The sequence below is a fragment of the Pseudomonas sp. 14P_5.3_Bac1 genome (assembly GCF_025466135.1).
In the GTDB taxonomy this organism is placed as follows: domain Bacteria; phylum Pseudomonadota; class Gammaproteobacteria; order Pseudomonadales; family Pseudomonadaceae; genus Aquipseudomonas.
This window is the reverse complement of sequence record NZ_JANLOF010000051.1, coordinates 1-24,830: the sequence shown is the minus strand read 5'-3', so window position 1 is coordinate 24,830 and position 24,830 is coordinate 1. Positions and strand designations below refer to the sequence as shown.

The 24,830-nt window shown below is 62.4% G+C and carries 17 protein-coding genes; 3 read left to right on the top strand and 14 right to left on the bottom strand.

All coding sequences use genetic code 11. The annotated features are described in order from the left end of the window. Window positions 1–29 precede the first annotated feature (29 nt). The 11 genes from NTD89_RS11570 to NTD89_RS11520 all read right to left on the bottom strand — a co-directional run bounded on the left by NTD89_RS11570 (window position 30) and on the right by NTD89_RS11520 (window position 14,827). Complete coding sequence (locus tag NTD89_RS11570) at window positions 30–623, bottom strand: glutathione S-transferase (RefSeq protein ID WP_262207730.1); 594 nt, start codon at window positions 621–623, stop codon at window positions 30–32. Then, window positions 620–4,258, bottom strand: coding sequence for an AAA family ATPase (locus NTD89_RS11565; RefSeq protein WP_262207728.1), 3,639 nt, complete (start codon window positions 4,256–4,258; stop codon window positions 620–622). Before NTD89_RS11565 ends, NTD89_RS11570 begins: the two co-directional genes overlap by 4 nt. Continuing rightward, entirely contained in the window at window positions 4,255–5,496 is a 1,242-nt protein-coding gene (locus NTD89_RS11560; protein ID WP_262207726.1) for an exonuclease SbcCD subunit D C-terminal domain-containing protein, read from the bottom strand. The genes NTD89_RS11565 and NTD89_RS11560 overlap by 4 nt, the downstream gene beginning before the upstream one ends. Before the next feature lie 173 nt (window positions 5,497–5,669). Beyond that, window positions 5,670–5,954 (bottom strand): DUF6124 family protein, encoded by a 285-nt coding sequence (locus NTD89_RS11555; RefSeq protein WP_178119768.1) that lies wholly within the window; start codon window positions 5,952–5,954, stop codon window positions 5,670–5,672. A gap of 1,418 nt (window positions 5,955–7,372) precedes the next feature. Continuing rightward, entirely contained in the window at window positions 7,373–9,013 is a 1,641-nt protein-coding gene (locus NTD89_RS11550; protein ID WP_262207725.1) for a BatD family protein, read from the bottom strand. Next, on the bottom strand, window positions 9,010–10,749 hold the full coding sequence (locus tag NTD89_RS11545) for a tetratricopeptide repeat protein (RefSeq protein WP_262207723.1): 1,740 nt from the start codon (window positions 10,747–10,749) through the stop codon (window positions 9,010–9,012). The genes NTD89_RS11550 and NTD89_RS11545 overlap by 4 nt, the downstream gene beginning before the upstream one ends. Then, window positions 10,746–11,834, bottom strand: coding sequence for a vWA domain-containing protein (locus NTD89_RS11540; RefSeq protein WP_242198297.1), 1,089 nt, complete (start codon window positions 11,832–11,834; stop codon window positions 10,746–10,748). The genes NTD89_RS11545 and NTD89_RS11540 overlap by 4 nt, the downstream gene beginning before the upstream one ends. Continuing rightward, window positions 11,827–12,321: a DUF4381 domain-containing protein gene (locus NTD89_RS11535; protein WP_262207721.1), complete on the bottom strand. Its 495-nt coding sequence runs from the start codon at window positions 12,319–12,321 to the stop codon at window positions 11,827–11,829. The genes NTD89_RS11540 and NTD89_RS11535 overlap by 8 nt, the downstream gene beginning before the upstream one ends. Beyond that, window positions 12,318–13,250: a DUF58 domain-containing protein gene (locus tag NTD89_RS11530; RefSeq protein WP_094952755.1), complete on the bottom strand. Its 933-nt coding sequence runs from the start codon at window positions 13,248–13,250 to the stop codon at window positions 12,318–12,320. Before NTD89_RS11530 ends, NTD89_RS11535 begins: the two co-directional genes overlap by 4 nt. 5 nt (window positions 13,251–13,255) lie before the next feature. Next, window positions 13,256–14,215, bottom strand: coding sequence for an AAA family ATPase (locus tag NTD89_RS11525; protein ID WP_034106117.1), 960 nt, complete (start codon window positions 14,213–14,215; stop codon window positions 13,256–13,258). A 258-nt stretch (window positions 14,216–14,473) separates the two neighbouring features. Beyond that, window positions 14,474–14,827, bottom strand: coding sequence for a hypothetical protein (locus NTD89_RS11520; RefSeq protein ID WP_262207708.1), 354 nt, complete (start codon window positions 14,825–14,827; stop codon window positions 14,474–14,476). Window positions 14,828–15,307: 480 nt separating this feature from the next. Between NTD89_RS11520 and NTD89_RS11515 the strand changes: the two genes are divergently transcribed. Further along, window positions 15,308–20,176: an NAD-glutamate dehydrogenase gene (locus NTD89_RS11515; protein ID WP_262207706.1), complete on the top strand. Its 4,869-nt coding sequence runs from the start codon at window positions 15,308–15,310 to the stop codon at window positions 20,174–20,176. Between the two features lie 300 nt (window positions 20,177–20,476). Further along, window positions 20,477–21,055, top strand: a complete 579-nt coding sequence (locus tag NTD89_RS11510; RefSeq protein WP_145166033.1) for a TIGR00730 family Rossman fold protein — start codon at window positions 20,477–20,479, stop codon at window positions 21,053–21,055. 30 nt (window positions 21,056–21,085) lie between these two features. Here NTD89_RS11510 and NTD89_RS11505 read toward each other — a convergent pair whose 3' ends face one another. The 3 genes from NTD89_RS11505 to NTD89_RS11495 form a co-directional block, all read right to left on the bottom strand. Next, window positions 21,086–21,772, bottom strand: a complete 687-nt coding sequence (locus NTD89_RS11505) for a GntR family transcriptional regulator (protein WP_262207704.1) — start codon at window positions 21,770–21,772, stop codon at window positions 21,086–21,088. Window positions 21,773–21,789: 17 nt separating this feature from the next. Next, window positions 21,790–22,491, bottom strand: a complete 702-nt coding sequence (locus NTD89_RS11500; protein ID WP_145166035.1) for a FadR/GntR family transcriptional regulator — start codon at window positions 22,489–22,491, stop codon at window positions 21,790–21,792. Between the two features lie 145 nt (window positions 22,492–22,636). After that, window positions 22,637–23,962: a C4-dicarboxylate transporter DctA gene (locus NTD89_RS11495; protein ID WP_242198634.1), complete on the bottom strand. Its 1,326-nt coding sequence runs from the start codon at window positions 23,960–23,962 to the stop codon at window positions 22,637–22,639. Window positions 23,963–24,179: 217 nt separating this feature from the next. On the opposite strand from NTD89_RS11495, the gene NTD89_RS11490 reads away from it, so the two are divergent. Continuing rightward, the gene (locus NTD89_RS11490; RefSeq protein WP_145166037.1) at window positions 24,180–24,809 is read left to right on the top strand and encodes a DNA-3-methyladenine glycosylase I; all 630 of its coding nucleotides are present in this window, start codon (window positions 24,180–24,182) and stop codon (window positions 24,807–24,809) included. Window positions 24,810–24,830: the final 21 nt, after the last annotated feature.

Genomic DNA, 24,830 nt, shown 5'->3' with positions numbered 1-24,830 from the left:
GCCAGCTCCCACAGGTGATTGTGTTGGGTTCAGGGTTTTGCCATTACCGCTACAAACAGCGGTGATTCCAGAAAACGCTGCAGCCAAGCCTGCAACCGGTGATACTCCGTGCCGGCAAACCACTCGCGATCCACATGCGCGAACTGACGCACAAACGGCGCCAGTGCCACATCGGCCAGGCTCAAATGGTCGGCCAACAAGTATTCATTCCCCGCCAGCAAACCTTCCAGCTTGTGCAAAAACACCTCACCCTCGGCCCGATAATGTTCCATCGGCTGCTCCGGGTAGCGCTCGGCGTACTTGTATCGATTCAAGTGATGTTTGAAAGCCTGGTCGTTCTCGGCGATCAGGTCCAGCACCCGCGGGTCGCCCTTGAGCAACCAGTCATCAGGGTCGTGCTGCGCCAGGGCCCAATGCATGATCTCCAGGCTTTCCTCAATCACCCGGCCGTCCACACTCAGCACCGGCACCGTGCCCTTGGGCGACAGCGCGAGCATGTCGGCCGGCTTGGCTTTCAGGCTCACCTCGACGATCTGCACGGGCACGCCCGCGTAGCGCAACGCCATTCGCGCGCGCATCGCATACGGGCAGCGCCGGAACGAATACAGCAGCGCCTCGCTCACTTGACCTCCAGCGTGCTCAAGCCATTGCCCTGACGCTTGACCTGGATCTGCACCGGAATGCGCTCGTGCATTTCCTGTACGTGTGAAATCACCGCCACCTTGCGGCCCTGGGCCTGCAGACCGTCCAGGGCGTCCATCGCCAATTGCAGTGACTCCGGATCAAGGCTGCCAAAACCTTCGTCGATAAACAGCGACTCGATCTTCAACGTGCTGGACGCCATCGACGCCAGGCCCAACGCCAGCGCCAGCGACACCAGGAAGGTTTCGCCCCCGGACAACGAGTGCACCGAGCGCAGTTCATCGCCCATTTCCGTGTCCATCACCAACAGCCCGAGCATGCTGCCACCGCGTTTGAGGCGGTAGCGGCGCACCAGCTGGCGCAGTTGCACGTTGGCGTGATGCACGAGCAAGTCCAGGTTGTAGGCTTGGGCGATCTTGCGGAACGTGTCGCCGGTGGCCGAACCGATCAGCGCATTCAGGCGCGCCCAGCGTTGCCATTCTTCATAAGCCTGGGTGATCTGTTCGGCCAGCGCGTGGTTGGCGTCCTGGCGGCGCTGGTCTTCGGCCTGGCGCGCGCGCAACTCGGCGCAGTGTTTTTCGCCCTCGGCCAATTGCTGGTTGAGCGTGGCCAGGCTGCTATCGAGTTGCTCGGCGTCCAGGTTGCCGTTGTGCAAGGCCTGATGCTCGGCGAGGCGTTGCTCGCGTTCGTGCAACAGCACCTTGGCTTGTTCGACGGCTTTTTCGCTGTGTTGCACCTGCTGGCGCAGCGCGCTGATCTGGCTGTCATCAAAGGCCAGCAAGCGCGCAAGCCCGACGTCATCCAACTCGGGGTGCAGCGCCCGCCATTCGCCCAGGCGTTCGTCGAGGCTGTGCTGCTCAGCAGTCAGCGCCTGTTGGCGTTCCTGCTGCGCCTTGAGGTCGGCAGCCAGTTGAATAAGCGCATTACGCAGGTCTTGCAACTGTTGATTGGCGTCGGTTTCGCGCTGACGTGCCTGCGCCACCGCCTGATCCAGTTGCTGCTGCCACTGTTCAGCGCTGGCGTGATCGCCCAGCAGCGCCGTGAGTTGCTCCTGCGCGGCCTGTCGCTGCGCGGACAACTCGGTGACGTGCTGATGCAAGACGTCCAGTTGCTGCTGGCGATGCTGCTGATGGGTCTGTTCTTTCTCGATGGCCTGTTGACGTTCCTGCTGCTCGGCCAGTTCATCGCGCTGATGGCCCAGCTGCTCCAGACGCTGGCTGACCTGCTGGTCGAGCTGCATAAAGGTCGCGGCCGGTTCGCGGCGCAAGCCTTCGAGGGTTTCGGCGGGCAGCAGGCTGGCGAAGGCATGCAGCTCTTCGTCGAGACGTTCGCGGTCGTTGGAGAGCTCGCGTTGCTGGTCCACCAGCAACTGCCGGGCTTGCTGGCTCGCATCCTGGGCGGCTTGCAACTGCTGCTGCAAACGCCCGGCATTTTGTTGCAGGTTGAGCAGGGCGCCCTGGCGTTGTTCGTCCTGGGTGATGCTTTGCGTCAGCTGCGCCAGTTGCTGGGCCAGCCAGGTGCTGCGCTTGGTGGCGTCCTGGTTGAACAGCGAGGCCGACAGCGGGTGTGCATCCAGGCTGGGTTTGAGCGCGTGTTGCTGCGTCGCCAGTTGCTCCTGCTGTTGCAGGAACTCCTTTTGTTGCGCGATCAAACCGCCCACTTCGCCGCGCAGCTCGGTGAGTTTTTCCTTGAGCACGTCGACGGCTTTCTGCGCCGTGGCTTCTTCGTTCTCATCATGGCGGCCGAGGCTTTGCAGCAAGGCTTCGGGCTGGTGATAGGGGTGCTCATGACTGCCGCACACCGGGCAGGGCTGGTCGTCCTGCAACTGCTCGCGCAATTCCTCGACGCTGGCGCTGCGGGCCAGGCGTTGACGTTCGAGCAGTTGCTTGGTCACCGTCAAGGTTTGTTCGGCGACGGCCAGCTCGGCCTTGGTTTGCAGACCGGTCTGGTTCAGTTGTTCGCGCTGTTGCTGCGCGTCCGCAAGTTTCTGCGTCAGGCTGGCGGCCTGTTGATCCAGCTGCTGCTGGTTGTCCCACAGGCGCGTCAGGTCTTCAAAAGCGCGTTGCTGCTTGCGGTTGTCCTGCAGCAGGCTCGCCAGTAGCTGGATCTGCTCGGCGACCGCGTGTGGCTCGGCGCCGGCTTCCTGATACAACAGGTCCAACGCGTCACGCTGCTGAGCGAACTTTTCGGCGGCGGTGGTAGCGCGTTGTTCCAGCTGCGGCAGTTCGCTCTGGCCTTTGTTCAAGCGATTGCCGATCAGCATCAGCTGTTGCAGACGGTCGCGGTAAGCGCTCCAGGCATCGCTCAGCGGCGCCAGGGCGGCGCTGCGCTCCAGCTCGGCAGCCAAGCGTTGCAGGCGTTCGGCAACGTGGGTGTGCTTGTCCTGCAAGCCCTTCAACAAGGTCTGGCCTTGGGTGCAGGCGACTTCGTGTTGCTGTTGGTCCTCGGTGCGTTTGGCCAGGTCCTTGGTCAAGTGGGCGAGGGTGCTTTGTGCTTCAAAGGCCTGGCGCAACAAGGGCACGGCGTCGGCCTGGTGCTTCAGCGCCTCCGCCAGTGCCGCCTGGGCCGCCGCTTGCTGGGCTTGCGCCTGCTCCTGACGCGTGTGCAACGCGGTTTGCTGCTCGCTGTGTTGCTGAATCTGCGCGGCGAGCGGCGTCAACAACGTGCCGAGTTCAGCCTGTCGAGCAAACTGATGGCGTTGTGGCGCCAAGTGCTCGAGGCGGCTCAGGTCCTGGCGTTGCTGGCCTTGGCCATCCCAATCGGCCTGCGCGCGTTGCAGTTGCTCAGTCGCGCTCTGTTGGCGCTCCTGCCATTCGCGCAACTCCTTGAGCCAGGTGTGCTGCAACTCCAACTGCTTGAGCTGGGCCTGCTGGGTCTTGAGCTGCTGCTGCGCCGTGGCGAGCTGTTGATCCAGTTCGGCGCGGGCCTCGGCGGCCAATGGCACCACGCCGGTGGCCTGGTCTTGCAGTTGTTTGTGCGCGTCCTTGGCGTCCTTGGCCTTGTCGAAGGCGCGGCGGCCAAGCTGGGTGTAGAGCGCGGTGTCGGTGAGCTTTTCCAGCAGTTCGCTGCGCTCATTGTCGTTGGCCTTGAGGAACGCGCTGAATTCACTTTGCGCCAGCAGCACCGCGCGGGTGAACTGCTCGAAATTCAGGCCTAGGGCCAGTTCCAGCTGGGTCTTGTATTCGGTCTTCTGGCTGGCCAGCAGTTGGTCGCTGTCCAGGTCGATCAGGCTTTGCCGGCTGTTCTGCAACTTGCCGCTGGCCTTGTCGCGGGCGCGGTTGGCTTCCCAGCGTGCACGGTAGCGACGGCCGCTGACGCCGACAAAGTCCACCTCGGCATAACCGCCGCTGGTGCCGCGGCGCAGCAGGGTGCGTGGGTCGCCGATGGAAATGTCGCTGTCGGCATCCGGCATCTTGGCCTGGCCGGTATCGCCCAGGCGCGGCACCGCGCCAAACAGCGCCAGGCACAAGGCATCGAGCAAGGTACTTTTGCCCGCGCCGGTCGGCCCGGTGATGGCAAACAACCCGGCGCTGGCCAGAGGCTCGGCGGTAAAGTCGATTTCAAACGGGCCGGCCAGTGAGGCAAGGTTTTTCAGGCGGATGGCAAGAATCTTCATGGCTGTTCACCCGCCTGTTGCACTTCCTGGAGCAGCACGGCGAAATCCTTCAAGGTCTGTTCATCCACTTCACTGCCGTAGTTGTCCTGCCAGGCGCGGCTGAACAGCTCCTGGGGCGTGAGCTGGTCGAGTTCGACCAGGCGCTCGTCGTCGGTGGCGTCGCTGCCGCGCTTGCCGGCATATTCGGCGGCGATGCGCACCAGGCGCACGGCCTTGCCTTGCAGGGCGGTTTCGATTTGCTGGCGCAGGTCCGGTTGCGGCTCGTCCAGGCGCACCCGCACTTCCAGCCACGGGTGGCGTTGGGTCTCGGCGAGCAGGTCGATGTCGGGCAGATCCGCCAGTTGCTTGAGGATCTCCGCCAACGGCGCAGCGTCCAGGCGTTGCAGGTTGACCGAACGCGGAATCAGGCGCGGCTCGACGCTGACCAGGCGTTGGCCCTGGAAGATCACATCGAGAATTTGATGCTTGTAGCCGATTTCGGAAAACGACAGGGGAATCGGCGAGCCGCTGTAGCGAATGCGTTCTTCGCCGTTCACCTTTTGCGGCTTGTGCAAATGGCCCAGGGCCACATAGCTCACGCTGGCATCGAACAGGCTGGCGGGCAGCGCCTCGGCATTGCCGATGATCAGGCTGCGCTCGGAGTCTTCCGACACCGAACCACCGGCCATATGCGCATGGCTGATGGCAATCAGCGCTTGGCCTTTTTTGCGTTTGGCATTGGCGGCGGCAATCAGCCATTCATGCACCTGGCCGATGCCGCGCAGGTAGTCGTCGCCCAAGTGCGCACCGGTGACTTCCGCCGGGCGCAAAAACGGCAGCGCCAGGCACCAGGCGGCGATCTTGCCTTTGGCGTCAGGCAGCGGGATCAGCAGGCGCTCGGCATCCAGTTGGCCGTCATCCAGCCACAGCACGCGGCCCAAGGCATGCGTGCGCAGGCGGCGCATCAACGGCGCGGGCAATTCGATGCGCGAGCCGGAGTCGTGGTTGCCGGCGATCATCACAATCGTGAGTTTCGGGTTGTGTTCGTGGGCGCTGATGATGAAGTCGTACAGCCGCTCCTGGGCCTTGAGCGGCGGGTTGACCGTGTCGAAGATATCGCCGGCGATCAGCAGCACATCGGGCTGCTCGGCTTTTAATTGGCCCAGCAGCCACTCGAGGAAACAGGCGTGTTCGAAGTCGCGTTCCTGGCCATGCAGGTTTTGGCCGAGGTGCCAGTCGGAGGTGTGGAACAGACGCAAGGCGAACTCCGGGGAGAAGATGAAAAGGAGGGGAGTTTACCTGTAAAAGCAGGTTCGGTGCCCGCGGCTGGCCCAGATCAACTGTGGGAGCTGGCTTGCCTGCGATGGTATCGCCTCGGTTTGACTGAAAGACCGAGGTGCCTGTATCGCAGGCACGCCAGCGCCCGCAGGGGTTATGCGGCGTGCAGGCAGTTCAGCGCGCGGTCGGCCAAGGTTTTGGCGTTGTTGATCAGGTGTTCGGTAGCGCTCGCCATGTCGCGTTCATGGCCGAGCAGCGTTTGCGTGGTGCCGGCCGCGGTGGCGGCGGCGCAGCGCAGCAGGTCGCAGATTTGGGCCAGGGCGTCTTCGAAGCTGAGGTCGTGATGGGCGACGAAGGACGGCAGTGAGTCGGGTTGCAAGTAATGGCGCAGGGCACGTTCAAAAATTTCGCGGGGTGGGTCGGGGACGATTTTGTTCATGAATAAGCTCCTACTAGATTGGGGAGCCACCCTGTGCCGTTTCCACACGACGAATTGGGTGGCAGCCATACGCGGGGTGGAAAACCGAGTAGTAGGACTCGGCCAGACCGAAGTCTGCCCGCGTACAGCCGCCATTGAGCGTTTTCATACGATCATGACGCCTACTCGTTCACAGGTTTCCACACCCGATCGCTGATATGCAGCGACGGAGCGAAGGCTAGCCAGTGAGGTGAGCAGGCGCAAGGCCGAAGGATTGTCTAGGAAACTTCCCGCAAATTAAAGGGATGTGGATTGCTGGCCTTTAACAATGCGTGTCGATCAGGCGGCACTGATCTACCGTGGGGGCGGGGGTGGGGGAGTACATATCCGTTGCTGCGGTCACGGCGGCTGGCGGTTCCGCTCTTACAGCGGGTCACTTTTGGCAAACGCCCCAAAAGTAACCAAAAGGTCTGTGCCCCACCACTCGGTGCCTCGCCTAGGCTCGGCATTCCCTCACTCCGGCTTGAATCCGTGGGCCGCCGCGATGGGCCATCCATGGCCCAACACGGCTAACCCGGCGTCCTGCCGGGTTATCCACGGATTCAAGCCTGCGTTCGGCCAGCGTGGTTAACGGGGCCTGTCAGATCAAAAGCAAGATCAAAAGCAGAGCACGGCGGCCTGACAGCCGACCTGAGTGGTAGAAGCAAAAGCAGATCAAAAGCACAGCGACACATGATCCATCTGATCCACTGAGATCCAAATGTGGGAGCGGGCTTGCCCGCGAATGCGGTGTGTCAGTGACACATAAGCTGACTGGCCCACCGCCTTCGCGAGCAAGCCCGCTCCCACAATTTGACCGAGTTCAGCCTCCACCACCGCACTGCTTTGCTTTTCTGTGGGAGCTGGCTTGCCTGCGATGCAGGCACCTCGGTGTATCAGGCATAACCAGTTGATGCCATCGCAGGCAAGCCAGCTCCCACATTCGATTGAGTTCAGCTTCGAGGATCAGGTCGGCTGTTAGGCCGCCTCGCTTTGCTTTTGATCTAACCACTCAGGTCGGCTACTAGGCCGCCGTGCTCTGCTTTTGACCTTGATCTGCTTTTGACTTTGATCTTAGGCGCCCCGTTAAACCACGCTGGCCTCACGCAGGCTTGAATCCGTGGGTAACCCGGCAGGACGCCGGGTTAGCCGCGTTGGGCCATGGATGGCCCGTCGCGGCGGCCCACGGATTCAAGCCGGAGTGAGGGCACACCGAGCCTAGGCGAGGTGCCGAGTGGTGGGGCAAGAGCCTTTTGGTTACTTTTGGGCTCTTTTCAAAAGTGACCCGCTGTAAGAGCGGAACCAATACCCGCCATCACCCAAATAACGGATATACACCCAGCGACCCCGCGCCAACCACCGTCCAAACAGCATGGGTAAATACACCGCACACCCAGGGCCTACTTGGGATACAACGGCGGCAAGCTGGTGCTATCCGTCGCCGGGTCTTGCTCTCGCTCGGCGACCGGGATGGCCTTGACCGCACGCCAAAGGTCTTCACCCAACCAGAAATGACCACTTTCGCTGTAGAGCGCGCCATTCAACCCGTCCAGCGCATCCGACAACGGCACAAACCGCGCCGCCATGTCGGCCAAGGTCTCCGGCTGTTGCCGCGCCCAGGCATCCAGCGCCTGACGCGTGGCCTGTGGGTCGTTGGCCTGGGTGGCGCGCTTGAGGTCGTCGAGCAGTGAGCGCGGGCTCGGGCCCGTTTGAGCGGCGCGTTGCACGGCCGGTTGCCGACGCGCACGCCACCACAGGCCGAAGCCCAGCAGCGTGGTGCAGGCAAAGATCAACGTGCTGAGCTGCCACAGCCACAGGCGGTCATCGTCTGGTGCGGTGATCACGGTCGGCGTGGCGGGGGTGTCGACCACCAGGCTCGGGTTGGTCGCCACCTGCAGCGTGCGGGCAGGCAGGCTGGTGCGTTCGAGGTGGTCTTCGTGGGTGTTCCACCACACCACCTCGACGGCAGGCAGTTCGATGGCGCCGGCGCGGGTCGGCACCAGGGCTTCGCGGTCTTCGCGGCTGGCGGTCAGGCCGTGGTCGTTGTTCTGATTGCCCAGCACCGGCTGGTCGGGGTAGCGGCGCAGGCCATTGATGTCGGTACTGGGCAGGGCCGGCAGCTGTGCGCTGGACAACCCTTCGGCCTTGACCGTGAGGCTGCGGGTCAGCGAGTCGCCGACTTGTACGTGCTCAGGCTCTGGGTTCCAGGCTTGCGTCAGGCTGAGGCTGCGGGCCGGTATCCACGGCGCGTCGGCCGGGTACAGCGCCGGCTTGGGTTTGACCGTCAGCGCAATTTCGGCTGAGCTGACGTGAATCAGCTTGCCCGGCTTGGTGCCCTGCAGCGTGTTTTCCTGCGGCGGGCGCGATTCCACCAGCGTGGCGCTGAAGGTCTGCCCTGGAATCACCAAGGCGCCGCTGTGTTGCGGGTAGATCGCATAGCGGGTTTCGATCACGCCATGGCGAATGCTGTTGATGACTTTTTCATAGGTGCGCGACTCGCCCAATTGCTCGATGCGCGCATCGGGAATCTGCAATGGCGTGAGGCTGCTGTCGTCGTACAGCGACACCGAGTGGTACACGCGCACGGTCAGCAGCGCCTGGGCCTGGACGTACACGCTGCTCTGGTCGAGGTTGGCCTCGATGAACACCGGAGCCAGTTCGGCGCTGGTGTTCTGGCTCGCGGTTTCGACCACCTGCAGGCTGATCGGCTGGGTCTTGAGTTCGCCCACTTGCAGCGGCGGAATCACCACGGTGCCGTTTTCCTTGGGCAGCAGGGTGATGATCCAGCGCGTGGTGGCGTGATTGTCGCCGCCCAGGGTGGTCAGTTGGTTGATCTGGCGGGTGCCGCTGACTTCAAACTGCGCATCCAGCGGCGCCAGGTCCGGCTTGCCGAATTGGGTGACGTCGCTGGACTCGACCGTCAGTTCCACCGTTTCCCCGGAATTGAGGCGGCTGCGGTCGACGCTGGCGACCAGGTTTGCCGCCTGGGCGTGGCCTGCCGTAAACGCGAGCAGGAGCAGAAGGGTGGTGCGGCGGCTCATCGAGTCTTGTCCTGATGTTGTTGCTGTTCGTACCAGAATTTGCGCCGCAGCAGTTCGCCGGGGTTGTCCGGGATCTCCCGCAACCATTGCTCCAGGGCCTGGCGATGTTCACCGTCGATGTTGGCATCGGCGGGGCGCAGCGGCGGGGTGGTGGTGTGTTCATCACCCAGTTCGCTGCCCGGTACGTCGTTGCCGCCAGCTTTGGGCGTGCCGCCGGTCTGGGTATCGCCGGTGCCGGCCTCGCCCTGACCTTGGGGCGATTGTTCGCCACTCGTGGCACTTTGCCCGCTAGTGCCCGGTTGCGCAGTTTGGCCGGGTTGGGTGGTTTCGTCATCTTCCTTTTTTGCCGGCTTGGCGGGCTCGGGCTGGGCCTTTTCCTGAATCAGGGTTTCGACCAGCGCTTTGTTTTTCAACGCCGGTTGCAGGTCGGGTTGGGCTTCCAGCGCCTGTTCGTAGGCATCAATCGCGGCTTCCAGTTCGCCGGACTTGGCCAGGGCATTGCCGCGGTTGTAGTGGGAATAGGCGTCATTGCTCAGCGCAAAACGCTTGATCGCCTCGGCGTAATTTCCCGCCTCGTACAAGGCAACGCCCTGCCATTGCGGGTTTTCGAAGTGTTCGGCGGCTTCGGCCGGGCGTTTTTTCTTCAGCAGGTACTGGCCCTGTTGGTCGGGACGCAGCCACAGGTCCTGGAAATCGAAGGCATAGCTGGGCTGCGGCGCGCCCATTAACAGCAACGGCAGGCAGAACAGCCAGCCGCGGCGCCCGGCGCAGGCCGCGAGCAGCAACAGTGGCAGCAGCAGCCAATAACCCTGGTCGGCCCAGGCATCGAGGTGCAGCAGTTGGCCGTCGTTGCGCAGGTTCTGCGGGCCATCGAGCAAGTTGAGTTGGCGCAGGTCCTTGTCGTCCAGGCGCGCGGCGCGGTAGCGGCCGCCCATTTCGCTGGCAAACGCCTTGAGGGTCGGGCTGTCGAGGCGCGGCACCAGAATCGCGCCCTGGTCGTCCTTGAGGAACTCGCCGCTTTCCTGGGTCACCGGCGTGCCTTCGCGGCTGCCGATGCCGAGGATCGACAAGCTCGGCGCCTGGGCCCCTTGCAGCTGCAGCCGAATGCCTTGGCGCTCCTGCTTGGACAGCGATGAGCCCACCAACAACAGGCGCCCTTGGCCCAGACCGCCTTGCTTGAGCAAGCCCAGGGCCTTCTCCACGGCGAGGTCGGCGCGATGGCCGGGCTCGGGCATGATCGAGGGGCGCAGGGCTTCGAGCAGGTTGCGGCTGGTGGCCAAGTCATCCGACAGCGGCACCAGCGTGTGGGCGCTGCCGGCATACACGACGATGGCAGTCGGTGCATCGGCGCGTGCCTGCAGCAAGTCATACAGTTTGCGCCGAGCTTGTTCGAGGCGATTGGGCGGGCTGTCGGTGGCAAGCATTTCCGGGGTCAATTCCAGCAGCACCACCAGCGGGTCGGCGGGTTTCTGGCTGGACTGTTCAACCCGTTGCCAGCTGGGGCCGAGCAACGCCAACACGGCCAGCAGCCAGGCGATGCCCAGCACCACCCACGGTGATTTGCTCTCGCGGCCATTGCCGCCACTGAGCAGCACCGCATGAAACGCCGGCGGCAAGATGATCTGCCAGCGCCCGGCGCGCTTTTGCCGATGCCACAGCTGCCACAGCAGCCAGCCGAGCAACGGCAACAGCACTACACACCAAGGGCGGAACCAGTGCGGCCAGAGGTCGATCATCGACGCCTCCGCAAACGCAGGCGTTTGAGGCGCTGGCGCCATTCTGGGTGCTGTTGCAGGAAATTGCCCTTGGTCGAGAGTTTATGCCAGGCGCGTTGCAGCGCGTTGTTGGGCCAGCGTTCCTGGATCACCAGCAACAGGCTCAGAACCAGCGCAAGGGCCAACGGCGCGCTGTACAGCGCCAGGGCCGGACGTGCCTGGGTCGGTTGCTGGGCAACGGGCTCAAGCTGGTCGAGGGTTTGCTTGATCTTGAGCAACTCGTCGCCGTCGCGGGCGCGGAAATAGCGGCCACCGGTGGCGTCGGCGATGGCCTTCAACGCGGGTTCGTCTAGGTCCAGGCTCGGGTTGACGCCCAGAATGCCCAGGGAACCGGTTTGCGCCGGATCGGCGCCGATGCCGATCGGGTAAATCTTCACGCCTTCTTCAGCGGCCAGGCGCGCGGCGGTCAGCGGGTCGATCTGCCCGGCGTTATTGGCGCCGTCGGTGACCAGAATCAGCACGCGGCTTTGCGCCGGGCGCTGGCGCAGGCGTTTCAGGGCCAGACCGATCGCGTCGCCGATGGCGGTGTTCTTGCCGGCGATGCCGATGCGCGCTTCGTCGAGCCAGGCGCGCACGGTACGCCGGTCAAAGGTCAGCGGCGCTTGCAGGTAGGCCTGGCTGCCAAACAGGATCAGGCCGACGCGGTCGCCTTCACGGCTTTCAAGGAAGTCGCCGAGCAAGTGTTGCACCAGGCTCAAGCGGCTGACGTCCTCGTCCTGCCAGTGCATGTCGGGGAAGTCCATCGAGCCGGACACGTCCACCGCCACCAGCAGGTCGCGGCCGCTGGCGGCAATCGGCAGCGGCTCGCCGAGCCATTCCGGGCGCGCGGCGGCGGTCAACAGCAGCAACCACATCACCACAAACGGCGCCTGTTGGCGCCAGCCGGGCAGGTTGACGCGTGCGCGGCGGCGGGCCAGGCCTTCGAGGTCGGCGAGGTAGCTGACCTTTAACGCCGGCTCACCGCTGTCGGCCACCGGCAAGACCAGTCGCATCAACCAGGGCAATGGCAACAGGGCGAAGATCCACGGCCAGGCGAACTCAAACATGTTTGCGAATCCAGGTGTCGACGGCTTGGGTCAGGCCGGCGATGGCCTTGTCGTCGAGTTTGCATTCGGGTTTGTAAGCGCCTTCCACCAGCACCATCCAGCGCGTGAGGCCGGCAGCCGGGCAGCGGTTGTCGAGGAACGCCAGCCATTTGCGGCCATTGAGGGTGTGGCTCTGGCTGTAAGGGTAATCGTTGCGGCACAGGCGCTTGAGCAGGCCGTTGAGTTGCTGCAGCCAGGCACCGGCGGGCGCGCCGTCGTAGGGTTTGGGCATCAACGCCAGCTCGGCGAGGGCGGCGATGCGCAGTGGGTCCAGCGGTTGTTCGGCGCGGGCTACCGGGCGGCGCTTGGGCAGCAAACGGCGCAGCGACCACAGCCCCCAGCCGAGCAGCGCAATCACCAGCAGCAACAGCCACCACCCTGGCGCAGGCGGCCAGAAACCGATCGCCGGCGGGGCGATCAAGGGTTGTAGTTGGTCGAGGCTGCTCATTGCTTTTTAACCGGGCGTTGCGGGTTGAGGTATTCGCGCAGTTGCTCGACCATTTCGCTTTGTGTGCTCAATGGCATCAGCAGGATTCGCAGCTTTTGCGCCAGCAACTCCCAACGCGCGATGCGGGCTTCGGCCTGGGCTTTGTAGGCCTGGCGCAAATCGAAGTTCAGCGTGTCGAGTTCCAGTTGTGCGCCTCGCTCGGCAAAACGTAAGAGCCCGGCGGCGGGCAGGGCGTGGTCCAGCGGGTCTGAAATCGGCAACAGCAGCAGGTCGCAGTGCCGAGACAGCAGGCTGAGTTGTTGCTCTGCGCCTTCGGTCAGCGCGCGCTCGTCGCAGATCACAATCACCAGGCTGCCTGGGCGCAGCACTTCGCGGCCACGGCGCAGCGCCATGCCCAGCGCGTCGGCTTCGGGACGGCTCTCGGTGTTGAGGCTCTGGTTGACGCGCACCAGGCGGTTGAGCAGTTGCAACAAGCTTTGTTTGCTGCGCCGGGGTTTGATTTCGTAGTGTTCGTTGTCGCCAAACACCAGCCCTCCGACGCGGTCGTTATGGCCCAGCGCTGCCCAGCCAATCAGGCTGGCGGCTTGCGCGGCGAGCACTGACTTGAACATTTGGCCAGAGCCGAAAAACAGCCGGCAACTTTGCTCAACCATGATGAAAATCGGGCGTTCGCGCTCTTCGTGGAACAGTTTGGTGTGCGGCTCCTGAGTGCGCGCCGTGACGCGCCAGTCGATGGTGCGCACGTCGTCGCCGGCCTGGTACACGCGCACCTGGTCGAAGTCGACGCCACGCCCACGCAGTTTGGAATGGTGCAGGCCGATCAGCGGGCTGCGCTGGCTCGGCGTGGAAAACAGCTGCACTTCGCGCACGCGGTGGCGCATCTCAATCAATTCGCTGAGTGTGACGCGGATGCCATCGCTTGCATTCATGGGGTTCAAGCGACGGCAACGACGTCGAGAATGCGTTGCACCACACGGTCCTGGTCGATGCCGGCCGCTTCCGCTTCGAACGACAGGATGATGCGATGGCGCAGCACGTCGAACAGCACCGCCTGGATGTCTTCCGGGCTCACAAAGTCGCGCCCGGCCAGCCAGGCGTGGGCTCGCGCGCAGCGGTCCAGGGCGATGGAGCCACGCGGGCTGGCGCCGTAGGCGATCCACTCGGCCATCTCCGCGTCGAACTTGGCCGGGGTGCGGGTGGCCATGACCAGCTGCACCAGGTATTCCTCCACCGCGTCGGCCATGTACAGGCCGAGGATTTCCTTGCGCGCCGCGAAGATCGCCTGCTGGCTGACGCGGCGCTCGGGTTTGGTTTCACCGTTGAGGGCTTCGCCGCGGGCTTGTTGCAGGATGCGCCGTTCGACGGCAGCGTCCGGGAAGCCGATCTTGACGTGCATCAGGAAACGGTCGAGCTGGGCTTCGGGCAGCGGGTAGGTGCCTTCCTGCTCGATGGGGTTTTGCGTGGCCATTACCAGAAACAGCGGCGACAGGTCGTACGTGCTGCGGCCCACGCTGACCTGGCGCTCGGCCATGGCTTCGAGCAATGCCGACTGCACCTTGGCCGGCGCGCGGTTGATTTCGTCGGCCAGCACCAGGTTGTGGAAAATCGGCCCCTGCTGGAACACGAAACTGCCGGTTTCCGGGCGATAGATCTCGGTGCCCGTGATGTCGGCGGGCAGCAGGTCGGGGGTGAACTGGATACGATGGAACTGCGCTTCGATGCCTTCAGCCAACTCTTTGATGGCCTTGGTCTTGGCCAGGCCCGGTGCGCCTTCGACCAGCATGTGGCCGTCGGCCAGCAGGGCGATCAGCAGGCGATCAATGAGTTTTTCCTGGCCGAGAATCTGCGTAGAAAGAAAAGTTCGCAGCGCGAGCAGCGCTTCACGATGTTCCATCGATGACGGTTCCTGGAGAGATTGACCGGGCGTTGATAAAAAGCGCCGGGCCTGGGGCGCTTACTTTAATGCATCGAGGGGGGTGGCGACTAACGGCGTGACGGGTATTTTTGGCAAATCTTGTAGGAAATTTGTATGGGAGCTGGGTCAATGTGGGAGGGGGCTTGCCCCCGATAGCGGTGGATCAGTTTTCACATCTGCGACTGAGCGACTGCTATCGGGGGCGAGCCCCCTCCCACATTTGATCGTTGGTGCAGCTTAGATTCGGGTGAACGTACCAGTGCCCTTAAGAATGTTCTGCAAGGTTTCCTCAACTTCAGCCAAATCCGACGCGGCGGTGGCGTGGGTAATTTCCAGCTGATCCTTGCCCCCCAGCGCATCGGCATCGCCGGCGGCCAGTTCAATCAGCAACGTCGTGTCGCTCAAGGTGACTTTCAGGCCATCCAGGGTCGACGGCTCGTAATCCCAGGTCAGTTCTACTTCCTCTTCATCCGGGTAACGGGTGAGCATGAACATCTCGCCGTTTTTGCCGTGGCAGCAGAGCATGGCCATGTTGTCTTCTTCGTCGTCGCACGGGGTGGCCATCAGTGCGTCAGTGTTCAGTTGCAGCATGGGAAATCCTGTCTGGGTGAGGGCGCAGCGCGCCAATTGTGCCATTGCGGCGAATTTTGTGCTGCATCGTGTGTCAGACGCAGTGCATGACCTGACGGGCAATACCAGTCACTTTCGGTACTCGCGAGCTTGAAAACAGGCGGTTTTTCCTCGGGAAAATCCGGGTTGCTCAAGTCGCAACCCCAAGCCTGCGTACCGATGACCGAATATGTCGCAGCGTCGCAAGCAGCTGTCTTCCTACACTCGTTAAGCTGCGCAACGGATGTGCCCTGTGCCGGGAGTCTGACCTGCCCGTCGTACCGTCGCCCTGCACGGTGTACATCTTATGGAAGTTGTATGTGACCTCATTGTCTTGTCCAGCTTCACCCACCTGTCACTCTGAATTCGTTACTGTAGACCGCGAACAGAGCTGACGGTCTCCCCGCAAGGGGATAACACGCGACGCTTCCATCAATAACAAGCCCAAGCGGAGTACCACAGATGGCGTTCTTCACCGCAGCCAGCAAGGCCGACTTCCAGCATCAACTGCAAGCGGCACTGGCGCAGCACATCAGTGAACAGGCACTGCCACAAGTGGCGCTGTTTGCTGAGCAATTTTTCGGCATCATTTCCCTGGACGAACTGACCCAACGTCGCCTTTCCGACCTGGCCGGTTGCACCTTGTCTGCCTGGCGCCTGCTTGAGCGCTTTGATCACACCCAACCGCAGGTGCGGGTCTACAACCCCGATTACGAACGTCATGGCTGGCAATCGACGCACACCGCGGTCGAAGTGCTGCACCATGACTTGCCCTTCCTGGTCGACTCGGTGCGTACCGAGCTGAACCGTCGTGGCTACAGCATCCACACCCTGCAAACCACCGTGCTCAGCGTGCGCCGTGGCAACAAGGGCGAGTTGCTGGAAATCCTGCCTAAAGGCACCCACGGCGAAGGCATTCAGCAAGAATCGCTGATGTACCTGGAAATCGACCGCTGCGCCAATGCCGCCGAACTGAACGTGCTGAGCAAAGAGCTTGAGCAGGTGCTGGGCGAAGTGCGCGTGGCCGTGGCTGATTTCGAACCGATGAAAGCCAAGGTCCAGGACCTGCTGGCCGGTATCGACGCCAGCCAGTTCAGCATCGACGGCGAAGAAAAAGCCGAGATCAAAAACTTCCTCGAATGGCTGGTGGGCAACCACTTCACCTTCCTGGGCTATGAAGAGTTCGTGGTACGTGACGAGGCGGACGGCGGGCATATTGAATATGACGCCAATTCCTTCCTCGGTCTGACCAAGCTGCTGCGCGCCGGCCTCACCGCCGAAGACCTGCGCATCGAAGACTACGCCGTGGCTTACCTGCGTGAGCCGACCGTGCTGTCGTTCGCCAAGGCCGCGCACCCAAGCCGTGTGCATCGCCCGGCTTACCCTGACTACGTGTCGATCCGCGAGATCGACGCTGACGGCAAGGTCATCAAGGAACACCGCTTCATGGGCCTCTACACCTCCTCGGTGTACGGCGAAAGCGTGCGAGTGATTCCGTACATTCGTCGCAAGGTCGCGGAAATCGAACGCCGTTCAGGTTTCCAACCCAAGGCTCACCTGGGCAAAGAGCTTGCTCAAGTGGTTGAAGTGCTGCCGCGTGACGACCTGTTCCAGACCCCGGTCGACGAGCTGTTCAGCACCGTGATGTCGATCGTGCAGATCCAAGAACGCAACAAGATCCGCGTGTTCCTGCGCAAAGACCCGTACGGTCGTTTCTGCTACTGCCTGGCCTACGTGCCGCGCGACATCTATTCCACCGAAGTGCGTCAGAAGATCCAGCAAGTGCTGATGGATCGCCTGAAAGCCTCGGACTGCGAATTCTGGACCTTCTTCTCTGAATCGGTATTGGCCCGTGTCCAGCTGATTCTGCGGGTTGACCCCAAGAACCGCCTGGACATCGACCCGCTGCAACTGGAAAAAGAAGTGGTGCAGGCCTGCCGCAGCTGGCAGGACGACTACTCCAGCCTCGTGGTCGAAAGCTTCGGCGAAGCCCAGGGCACCAACGTGCTGGCGGATTTCCCGAAAGGCTTCCCGGCCGGCTACCGCGAGCGTTTTGCCGCGCATTCGGCCGTGGTCGACATGCAACACCTGAACAGCCTGACCGAAGCCAACCCGCTGGTGATGAGCTTCTACCAGCCGCTGGGCCAGGTTTCCGGCCAACGCGAACTGCATTGCAAGCTCTACCACGCGGATACGCCGCTGGCACTGTCCGACGTGCTGCCGATCCTGGAAAACCTCGGCCTGCGCGTGCTGGGTGAATTCCCGTACCGCCTGCGCCATGCCAATGGCCGCGAGTTCTGGATTCACGATTTCGCGTTCATCGCCGCCGAAGGCGTGAACCTCGATATCCAGCAGCTCAACGACACCCTGCAGGACGCGTTTGTGCACATCGTGCATGGCGATGCCGAAAACGATGCGTTCAACCGCCTGGTACTGACTGCCGGCCTGCCATGGCGCGACGTGGCGCTGCTGCGTGCCTATGCGCGTTACTTGAAGCAGATCCGCCTGGGCTTTGACCTGGGTTACATCGCCAGCACCCTGAACAACCACACCGACATCGCCCGCGAGTTGACCCGGTTGTTCAAGACCCGCTTCTACCTGGCGCGCAAGCTCACCGCCGATGACCTGGAAGACAAGCAGCAACGCCTGGAACAAGCGATCCTCACCGCCCTGGACGACGTTCAGGTGCTCAACGAAGACCGCATCCTGCGTCGCTACCTGGACCTGATCAAGGCCACCCTGCGGACCAACTTCTACCAGACCGACGCCAACGGCCACAACAAGTCGTACTTCAGCTTCAAGTTCGACCCGCGCGCGATTCCTGAGCTGCCCAAGCCGGTGCCGAAGTTTGAAATCTTCGTGTACTCGCCGCGCGTTGAAGGCGTGCACCTGCGCTTTGGCAACGTGGCACGTGGCGGCCTGCGCTGGTCCGACCGTGAAGAAGACTTCCGTACCGAAGTGCTCGGCCTGGTAAAAGCCCAGCAAGTGAAAAACTCGGTGATCGTGCCCGTGGGCGCGAAGGGCGGCTTCCTGCCACGTCGCCTGCCATTGGGCGGCACCCGCGACGAGATCGCGGCCGAGGGCATCGCCTGCTACCGCATCTTCATCTCGGGCCTGTTGGACATCACCGACAACCTCAAAGACGGCGCCCTGGTGCCGCCGGCCAACGTCGTGCGTCATGACGACGATGACCCGTACCTGGTCGTGGCAGCGGACAAGGGCACTGCGACCTTCTCCGACATCGCCAACGGCATCGCCATCGACTACGGCTTCTGGCTGGGCGACGCGTTCGCTTCCGGTGGTTCGGCCGGTTACGACCACAAGAAAATGGGCATCACCGCCAAGGGCGCGTGGGTGGGTGTGCAGCGTCACTTCCGTGAGCGCGGCATCAACGTGCAGGAAGACAGCATCACGGTGGTCGGCGTCGGCGACATGGCCGGTGACGTGTTCGGTAACGGCTTGCTGATGTCCGACACGCTGCAACTGGTCGCGGCCTTCAACCACCTGCACATCTTCATCGATCCCAACCCGAACCCGGCGACCAGCTTCGTCGAGCGCAAGCGTTTGTTCGAGCTGCCGCGTTCTGCCTGGACCGACTACGACACCAGCATCATGTCCGAAGGCGGCGGTATCTTCTCGCGCAGCGCGAAAAGCATTGCCATCTCGCCACAGATGAAAGAGCGCTTCGACATCCAGGCCGACAAGCTGACCCCGACCGAGCTGCTGAACGCCTTGCTCAAGGCGCCGGTGGACCTGTTGTGGAACGGCGGCATCGGCACTTACGTCAAGGCCAGCACCGAAAGCCATGCCGACGTAGGCGACAAGGCCAACGACGCGTTGCGTGTCAACGGCAACGAGCTGCGCTGCAAGGTGGTGGGCGAGGGCGGTAACCTGGGCATGACCCAACTGGGCCGTGTGGAATTCGGCCTCAATGGCGGCGGTTCCAACACCGACTTCATCGACAACGCCGGTGGCGTAGACTGCTCCGACCACGAAGTGAACATCAAGATCCTGCTCAACGAAGTGGTGCAGGCCGGTGACATGACCGACAAGCAGCGCAACCAGCTGCTGGCGAGCATGACCGACGAAGTCGGCAACCTGGTGTTGGGCAACAACTACAAGCAGACCCAGGCCCTGTCCCTGGCTGCGCGCCGTGCCTACGAGCGTGCTGCCGAGTACAAGCGTCTGATGAGCGACCTGGAAGGCCGTGGCAAGCTGGACCGCGCCATCGAGTACCTGCCGACCGAGGAGCAGCTCACCGAGCGCGCCTCCAGCGGCAAGGGCCTGACCCGTCCGGAGCTGTCGGTGTTGATCTCCTACAGCAAGATCGACCTCAAGGAAGCCCTGCTCAAGTCGCTGGTACCGGATGACGACTACCTGACCCGTGACATGGAGACCGCGTTCCCGCCGAGCCTGGTCGCCAAGTTCGGCGAAGCCATGCGTCGCCATCGCCTCAAGCGCGAGATTGTCAGCACCCAGATCGCCAACGACCTGGTCAACCACATGGGCATCACCTTCGTGCAGCGACTCAAAGAGTCGACCGGCATGAGCCCGGCGAACGTGGCCGGCGCCTACGTGATCGTGCGTGACATTTTCCATCTCCCGCACTGGTTCCGTCAGATCGAAGCCCTGGACCACCAGGTTTCCGCTGACGTGCAACTGGAGCTGATGGACGAGCTGATGCGCCTGGGTCGCCGTGCCACGCGTTGGTTCCTGCGCAGCCGTCGCAACGAGCAGGACGCTGGCCGTGACACCGCGCACTTCGGTCCGCACCTGGCAGCGCTGGGCCTCAAGCTCGACGAACTGCTGGAGGGCCCGACCCGTGAAGGCTGGCAGAACCGCTACCAGGCCTACACCGAAGCGGGTGTGCCAGAGTTGTTGGCGCGCATGGTTGCAGGTACGACTCACCTGTACACCCTGCTGCCAATCATCGAAGCCGCCGACGTGACCGGGCATGACGCCGCCGAAGTGGCCAAGGCCTACTTCGCCGTCGGCAGCGCCCTGGACTTGCCATGGTACTTGCAGCAGATCAGCGATCTGCCGGTGGCCAACAACTGGCAGGCCGCGGCCCGCGAAGCCTTCCGCGATGACGTGGACTGGCAGCAGCGCGCGATCACCATCTCTGTTCTGCAAATGGCCGACGCGCCACACGACATGGAAGCCCGCGTGGCCCTGTGGCTTGAGCAGCATCAGGACATGGCTGATCGCTGGCGCGCCATGATGGTGGAAATTCGTGCTGCGGTCGGCACGGACTACGCCATGTATGCAGTCGCCAACCGTGAACTGCTGGACCTGGCGTTGAGCGGTCAGTCGGTGCTGCAATCGGCTTGATCCTGCGGTAAAACAAAAGCCCCCGTATCGTGAGATGCGGGGGCTTTTTGTTTCGCCACGCTTTACCAGACACCCTTGGCCACGTGTGGGAGCTGGCTTGCCTGCGATGGCGGTCTTTGAGTGAAAGATGTGCGAACCGACCCACCGCGATCGCAGGCAAGCCAGCTCCCACAATTGGATCTTTGTACGATCGATCTACGAAGTAATGCTTAAAGGTGGCCGGTAGGCTAATTCTGCTCGTGGGACCTGGCGTGGTTAAATGGGGGCTGTGCTCAACACAATCAGATCAAGTGAGGGTGTATGCGACTTTGTATTTTCTCGGGTTCTAGCGCGGGCCGATTGCCGGTGTATGCGCAAATGGCGGCTCAATTGGGTGAGGCGCTGGCCAAGGCGGGTATCGGCCTGGTCTACGGTGGCGCCTCGGTCGGCTTGATGGGGGCGGTGGCTGACGCCGCGCTGGCCCATGGCGGTGAAGTGATCGGGGTAATGCCAGAGTTTCTGGCCGAGAAAGAACTGGCGCACACCGGCCTCAAAGACTTGCGCATCGTCAGCTCCATGCACGAGCGCAAAGCGCTGATGGCCGAGCTTTCCGACGGCTTTATCGCGTTGCCCGGCGGCCTCGGTACGTTTGAAGAGTTGTTTGAGGTGTGGACCTGGGCGCAACTCGGCCAGCACGCAAAACCTTGCGCTCTGCTGAACATCAACGGCTTTTACGACGGCCTGGCCACGTTTCTCGACTCGGTTGTCAGTGAAGCGTTTCTAAAACCCGTGCACCGCAACATGCTGATCGTGGAACCGAACGTCGAGCGTTTGCTGGCTGCCGTGTTGAGTTATCAGGCGCCCAACGTGCCCAAGTGGATCACGCGAGAAGACACCTGATGCCGCAGGCAACCGACGCGGTGGCGAGCGTCAGTTGAGCGTGAGCAATTTCGCCTCCAGATGATCCAGGTGCTGGGTCATCAGGCCGATCGCGCGGTTCACATCGCGTTGCTCCAGCGCATCCACAATCGCCACATGCTCCTGCCACGCGCAGTACGTGCAGGCGTGTGCCTCGTATTGGGCAATGATCAATGAGGTCAACGGCACCAGGCTGTTGAGGAACTGCGCCAGGGGCGCGTTGTGTGCCATCGCGGCCAATTGCAGGTGGAACTCCCCGGACAGGCGAATCGCCGTGGCGCGCTGGTCGCGGTCAATGCAGTCACGTTCACCGGCGATCAACTCACGTAACTGCCGAATGTGCGCGGGCGTGGCCTGGGCACAGGCCAACTGCACCACGGTCACTTCCGTCATTCGCCGCGCTTCCAGAATCTGCCGCGTCTGCTGGGCGTCCGGCGCAGCCACTTGGGCGCGCTGGTTGGGACGCAGGATGATCACTTGCTGATGGGACAGTTTGGCCAGTACGCGTCGAATCACGCTGCGGCTCACACCGAAGGTTTCGCCCAGGCCTTCTTCGGTAAACCGGCTGGCGGGCGCGATGCGTTGTTCGAGGATGGCATCGAACAAGCGCGGGTAGATGTCGTCCACCGAGGGCTTTTTACCGGCCACAAGGCGCAGGGCCGGGAGAATGGGATCGCGTTGCAGCGCGTGGACGGTCATGGCCGGTCTCCAAAAATTCAGCTGCCCAGATGGTCGTCCGGGATGTTCAAGCGAATGCCCATGCGCAGGCCTTCCTGGAGGATGTGCCGACGCATCTCGGCACTGGCCAGTGCACTGTTCTTGTTGCGGATGGCGCGCACCACGGCTTCGTTCTCTTGCAGACGCTCGGCAAGATGTTCCGGCGAATTGCGCAAGACTTGCGCGCTCAGCTTGAGGGCGTTGCTGGTTTGCTGCACCACGTTCTGGAAGATCGGGTTGGACGTCAGCGCGAACAGTTCTTCGTGAAAGCCGATGTAGGCGTTCATCCCGGCTTCGGCGTCACCGGCATCCAGGGCTTCGCGCATGTCCATCAAGGTCAGGCGCAGCTGGCCGACCTCCTTGCTGCTGATGGATTGGGCGACCAGGCCGACGATGAAGGGCTCGAGGGTGTAGCGCAGTTGCAGGATATCTTCGAGGCTGGCGTCGGCCACGGCGTCGCTGGCCTGCGGTTCGCTGACGCTGGTTTCCAATACCACCACGCCCTTGCCGGGCATCGAACGCACCAGGCCAAGGGTCTCCAGCACGATGACCGCTTCGCGCAGGCTCGGGCGGCTGATGCCCATCTGTTCGGCCAGTTCACGCTGGCCGGGCAGCATTTCTCCACGCCGCCACTGGCCACGCTTGAGTGCGGCGCGCAGTTTTTCTACGACTGAATTGACGACGGTTGAGGTGCTGATCACGTCTACGTCTCCTTGGATGTTTCCAATAGGGTCACGATTCCAAGTGGGAGCTGGCTTGCCTGCGATGACTGACTGTCAGTCAACATCTTTATGGCTGACCCACCGCTATCGCAGGCAAGCCAGCTCCCACAGTTGGATCGCGTTGCTAGAACTCCTGATGCGCCGGCAGCACCGGCTTCTTGGCCTGGAAGGCATAGCCTTGCTGACCGTCGAGCACTTTATTGGCGCGTTGGATATCGATGTCTTTTTCCCAGCGGGCAATGGCCACCGTGGCGACGCAGTTGCCGATCAGGTTGGTCAATGCACGGCCAATACCCATGAACCAGTCGACCGCCAACACCAGCACCAGCCCGACCACCGGGATCGCCGGAATAGCGGTGAGGGTCGCCGCCAGAATCACCAGTGCCGAGCCCGGAATCCCATGGGCGCCCTTGGAGGTGATCAGCGACACCAGCAGGATGGTCAGCAAGTCGGTCATCGACAGCGGCGTACCGGTGGCGTTGGCGATAAACACGATGGCCAGGGTCAGGTAGATCGAGAAGCCGTCGAGGTTGAACGAATAGCCCGTCGGAATCACCAGGCCTACGGTCGAGCTGCCAATACCCAGGTGCTCGAGTTTGCGCATGATCTGTGGCAGTACCGCATCGGAGGAGGCAGTGCCCATCACGATCAGCAGTTCTTCGCGAAGGTACTTGAGCAACGGCAACATGCGCAGGCCGGACACGCGCATCACCAGGCCAAGCACCACCGCGACGAAGACAAAGCAGGTCAGGTAGAACAACCCTACCAGGCTGCCCAGGTGTTGCAGCGAATCCAGGCCGTAGGTGCTGGTGGTGAACGCAATGGCGCCGAACACGCCGATCGGCGCCAGGCGCACGATCATGCCCATGATGCGGAAGATCACGTGGCTCAGCTCGTTGATCAACCGCGAGATGCCGGAAGCGGCTTCGCCCACCAGGTTCAGCGCACTGCCGAACAGCACCGAGAACAGCAACACTTGCAGCACGTTGTTGTCGGCGAAGGCGCCGATTACCGAGTTGGGGATCAGGTCCATCAGGAACTGGCTGGTGCCGCGGATGTGCTGGCCTTTGTCGGCCAGTTCATTCAGACCGGCGGAGGACAGCTGCTCAAGGTGGATATTGGCGCCGGTGCCGATGCCGGTGCTGAACGCCATGATCAGGCCGATCACCAGTGCGACGGTGGTCAGCACTTCAAAATAGATCACTGACTTGAGGCCGATGCGTCCGACCTTCTTCAAGTCGCCGGCACCGGAAATACCGCTGACCACCACGCAGAATACGATCAGGCCAATCAGCATTTTGATCAGCTTGATAAAGCCGTCACCCAGGGGTTTGAGTTGCGAGGAGAATTCGGGAAGGGCCAGGCCGCAGATAATGCCCAGCATCAGGCCAATCACGACTTGCAGGAAAATCGAACGCGAGCACCATCTGAGCATGGGAGGGATCTCTATTCGTTGCCCTGGTGGTTCCAGGGCTTAATTGTTGTGGTCTTACCGGTAAGTCCAGTGCGCGGCCAGTCTACGCCGGGTTTTTTTGAAATCACAAGTAAATAATCGGCGGTTGACAGTTCCCGGTCTGACCAGTTGGTCGGCAAGCGTGATGCTTGAGCGGTTGGCGGGCTGGAAAAAAATTCGCTTATCATCCGCGACTTGATTCGCGAGGTGATTGATGGACGCACCAGGACTGACCACGGACGCCACAGGGCAGACCCATTGCACCTGGCGCACGGCGGCGCCGGAATACCCGCGCTATCACGACCACGAGTGGGGCGTGCCGGTGGCGGATGATATTCAACTGTACGAGAAGATTTGCCTGGAAGGCTTTCAGGCCGGCATGGCGTGGATCACCATCCTGCGCAAGCGCGAGCAGTTTCGGGCAGCCTTCGAGGGCTTTGATTTTCGCCGCGTGGCGCAGTACGGCGAGGCGGATATCGACCGCCTGATGAATGACCCCGGCATCGTGCGCAATCGGGCCAAGATCGTCTCCACCCTCAACAACGCGCGCAGGGCGTGCGAACTGGTGGATGAAACCGGCTCGTTGGCCCATTGGATATGGGCGTTCGAGCCAGCCGAGGAAGAGCGCCCGGCCGTGGTAGACATGGCTTACTGGACCGGCAACCCAACGTCGCCGGCGTCGGTGCGCTTATCCAAAGCCTTGAAAAAACGCGGCTGGACCTTTGTCGGCCCCACCACCATGTATGCGTTGATGCAGGCGATGGGCATGGTCAATGATCACCTGGAAGGCTGCGCTTGCCGAGCGCAGATCGAAGACCTTCGCCGACAATTCAAACGCCCCTGAATCCTCGGATTAAACACCTTT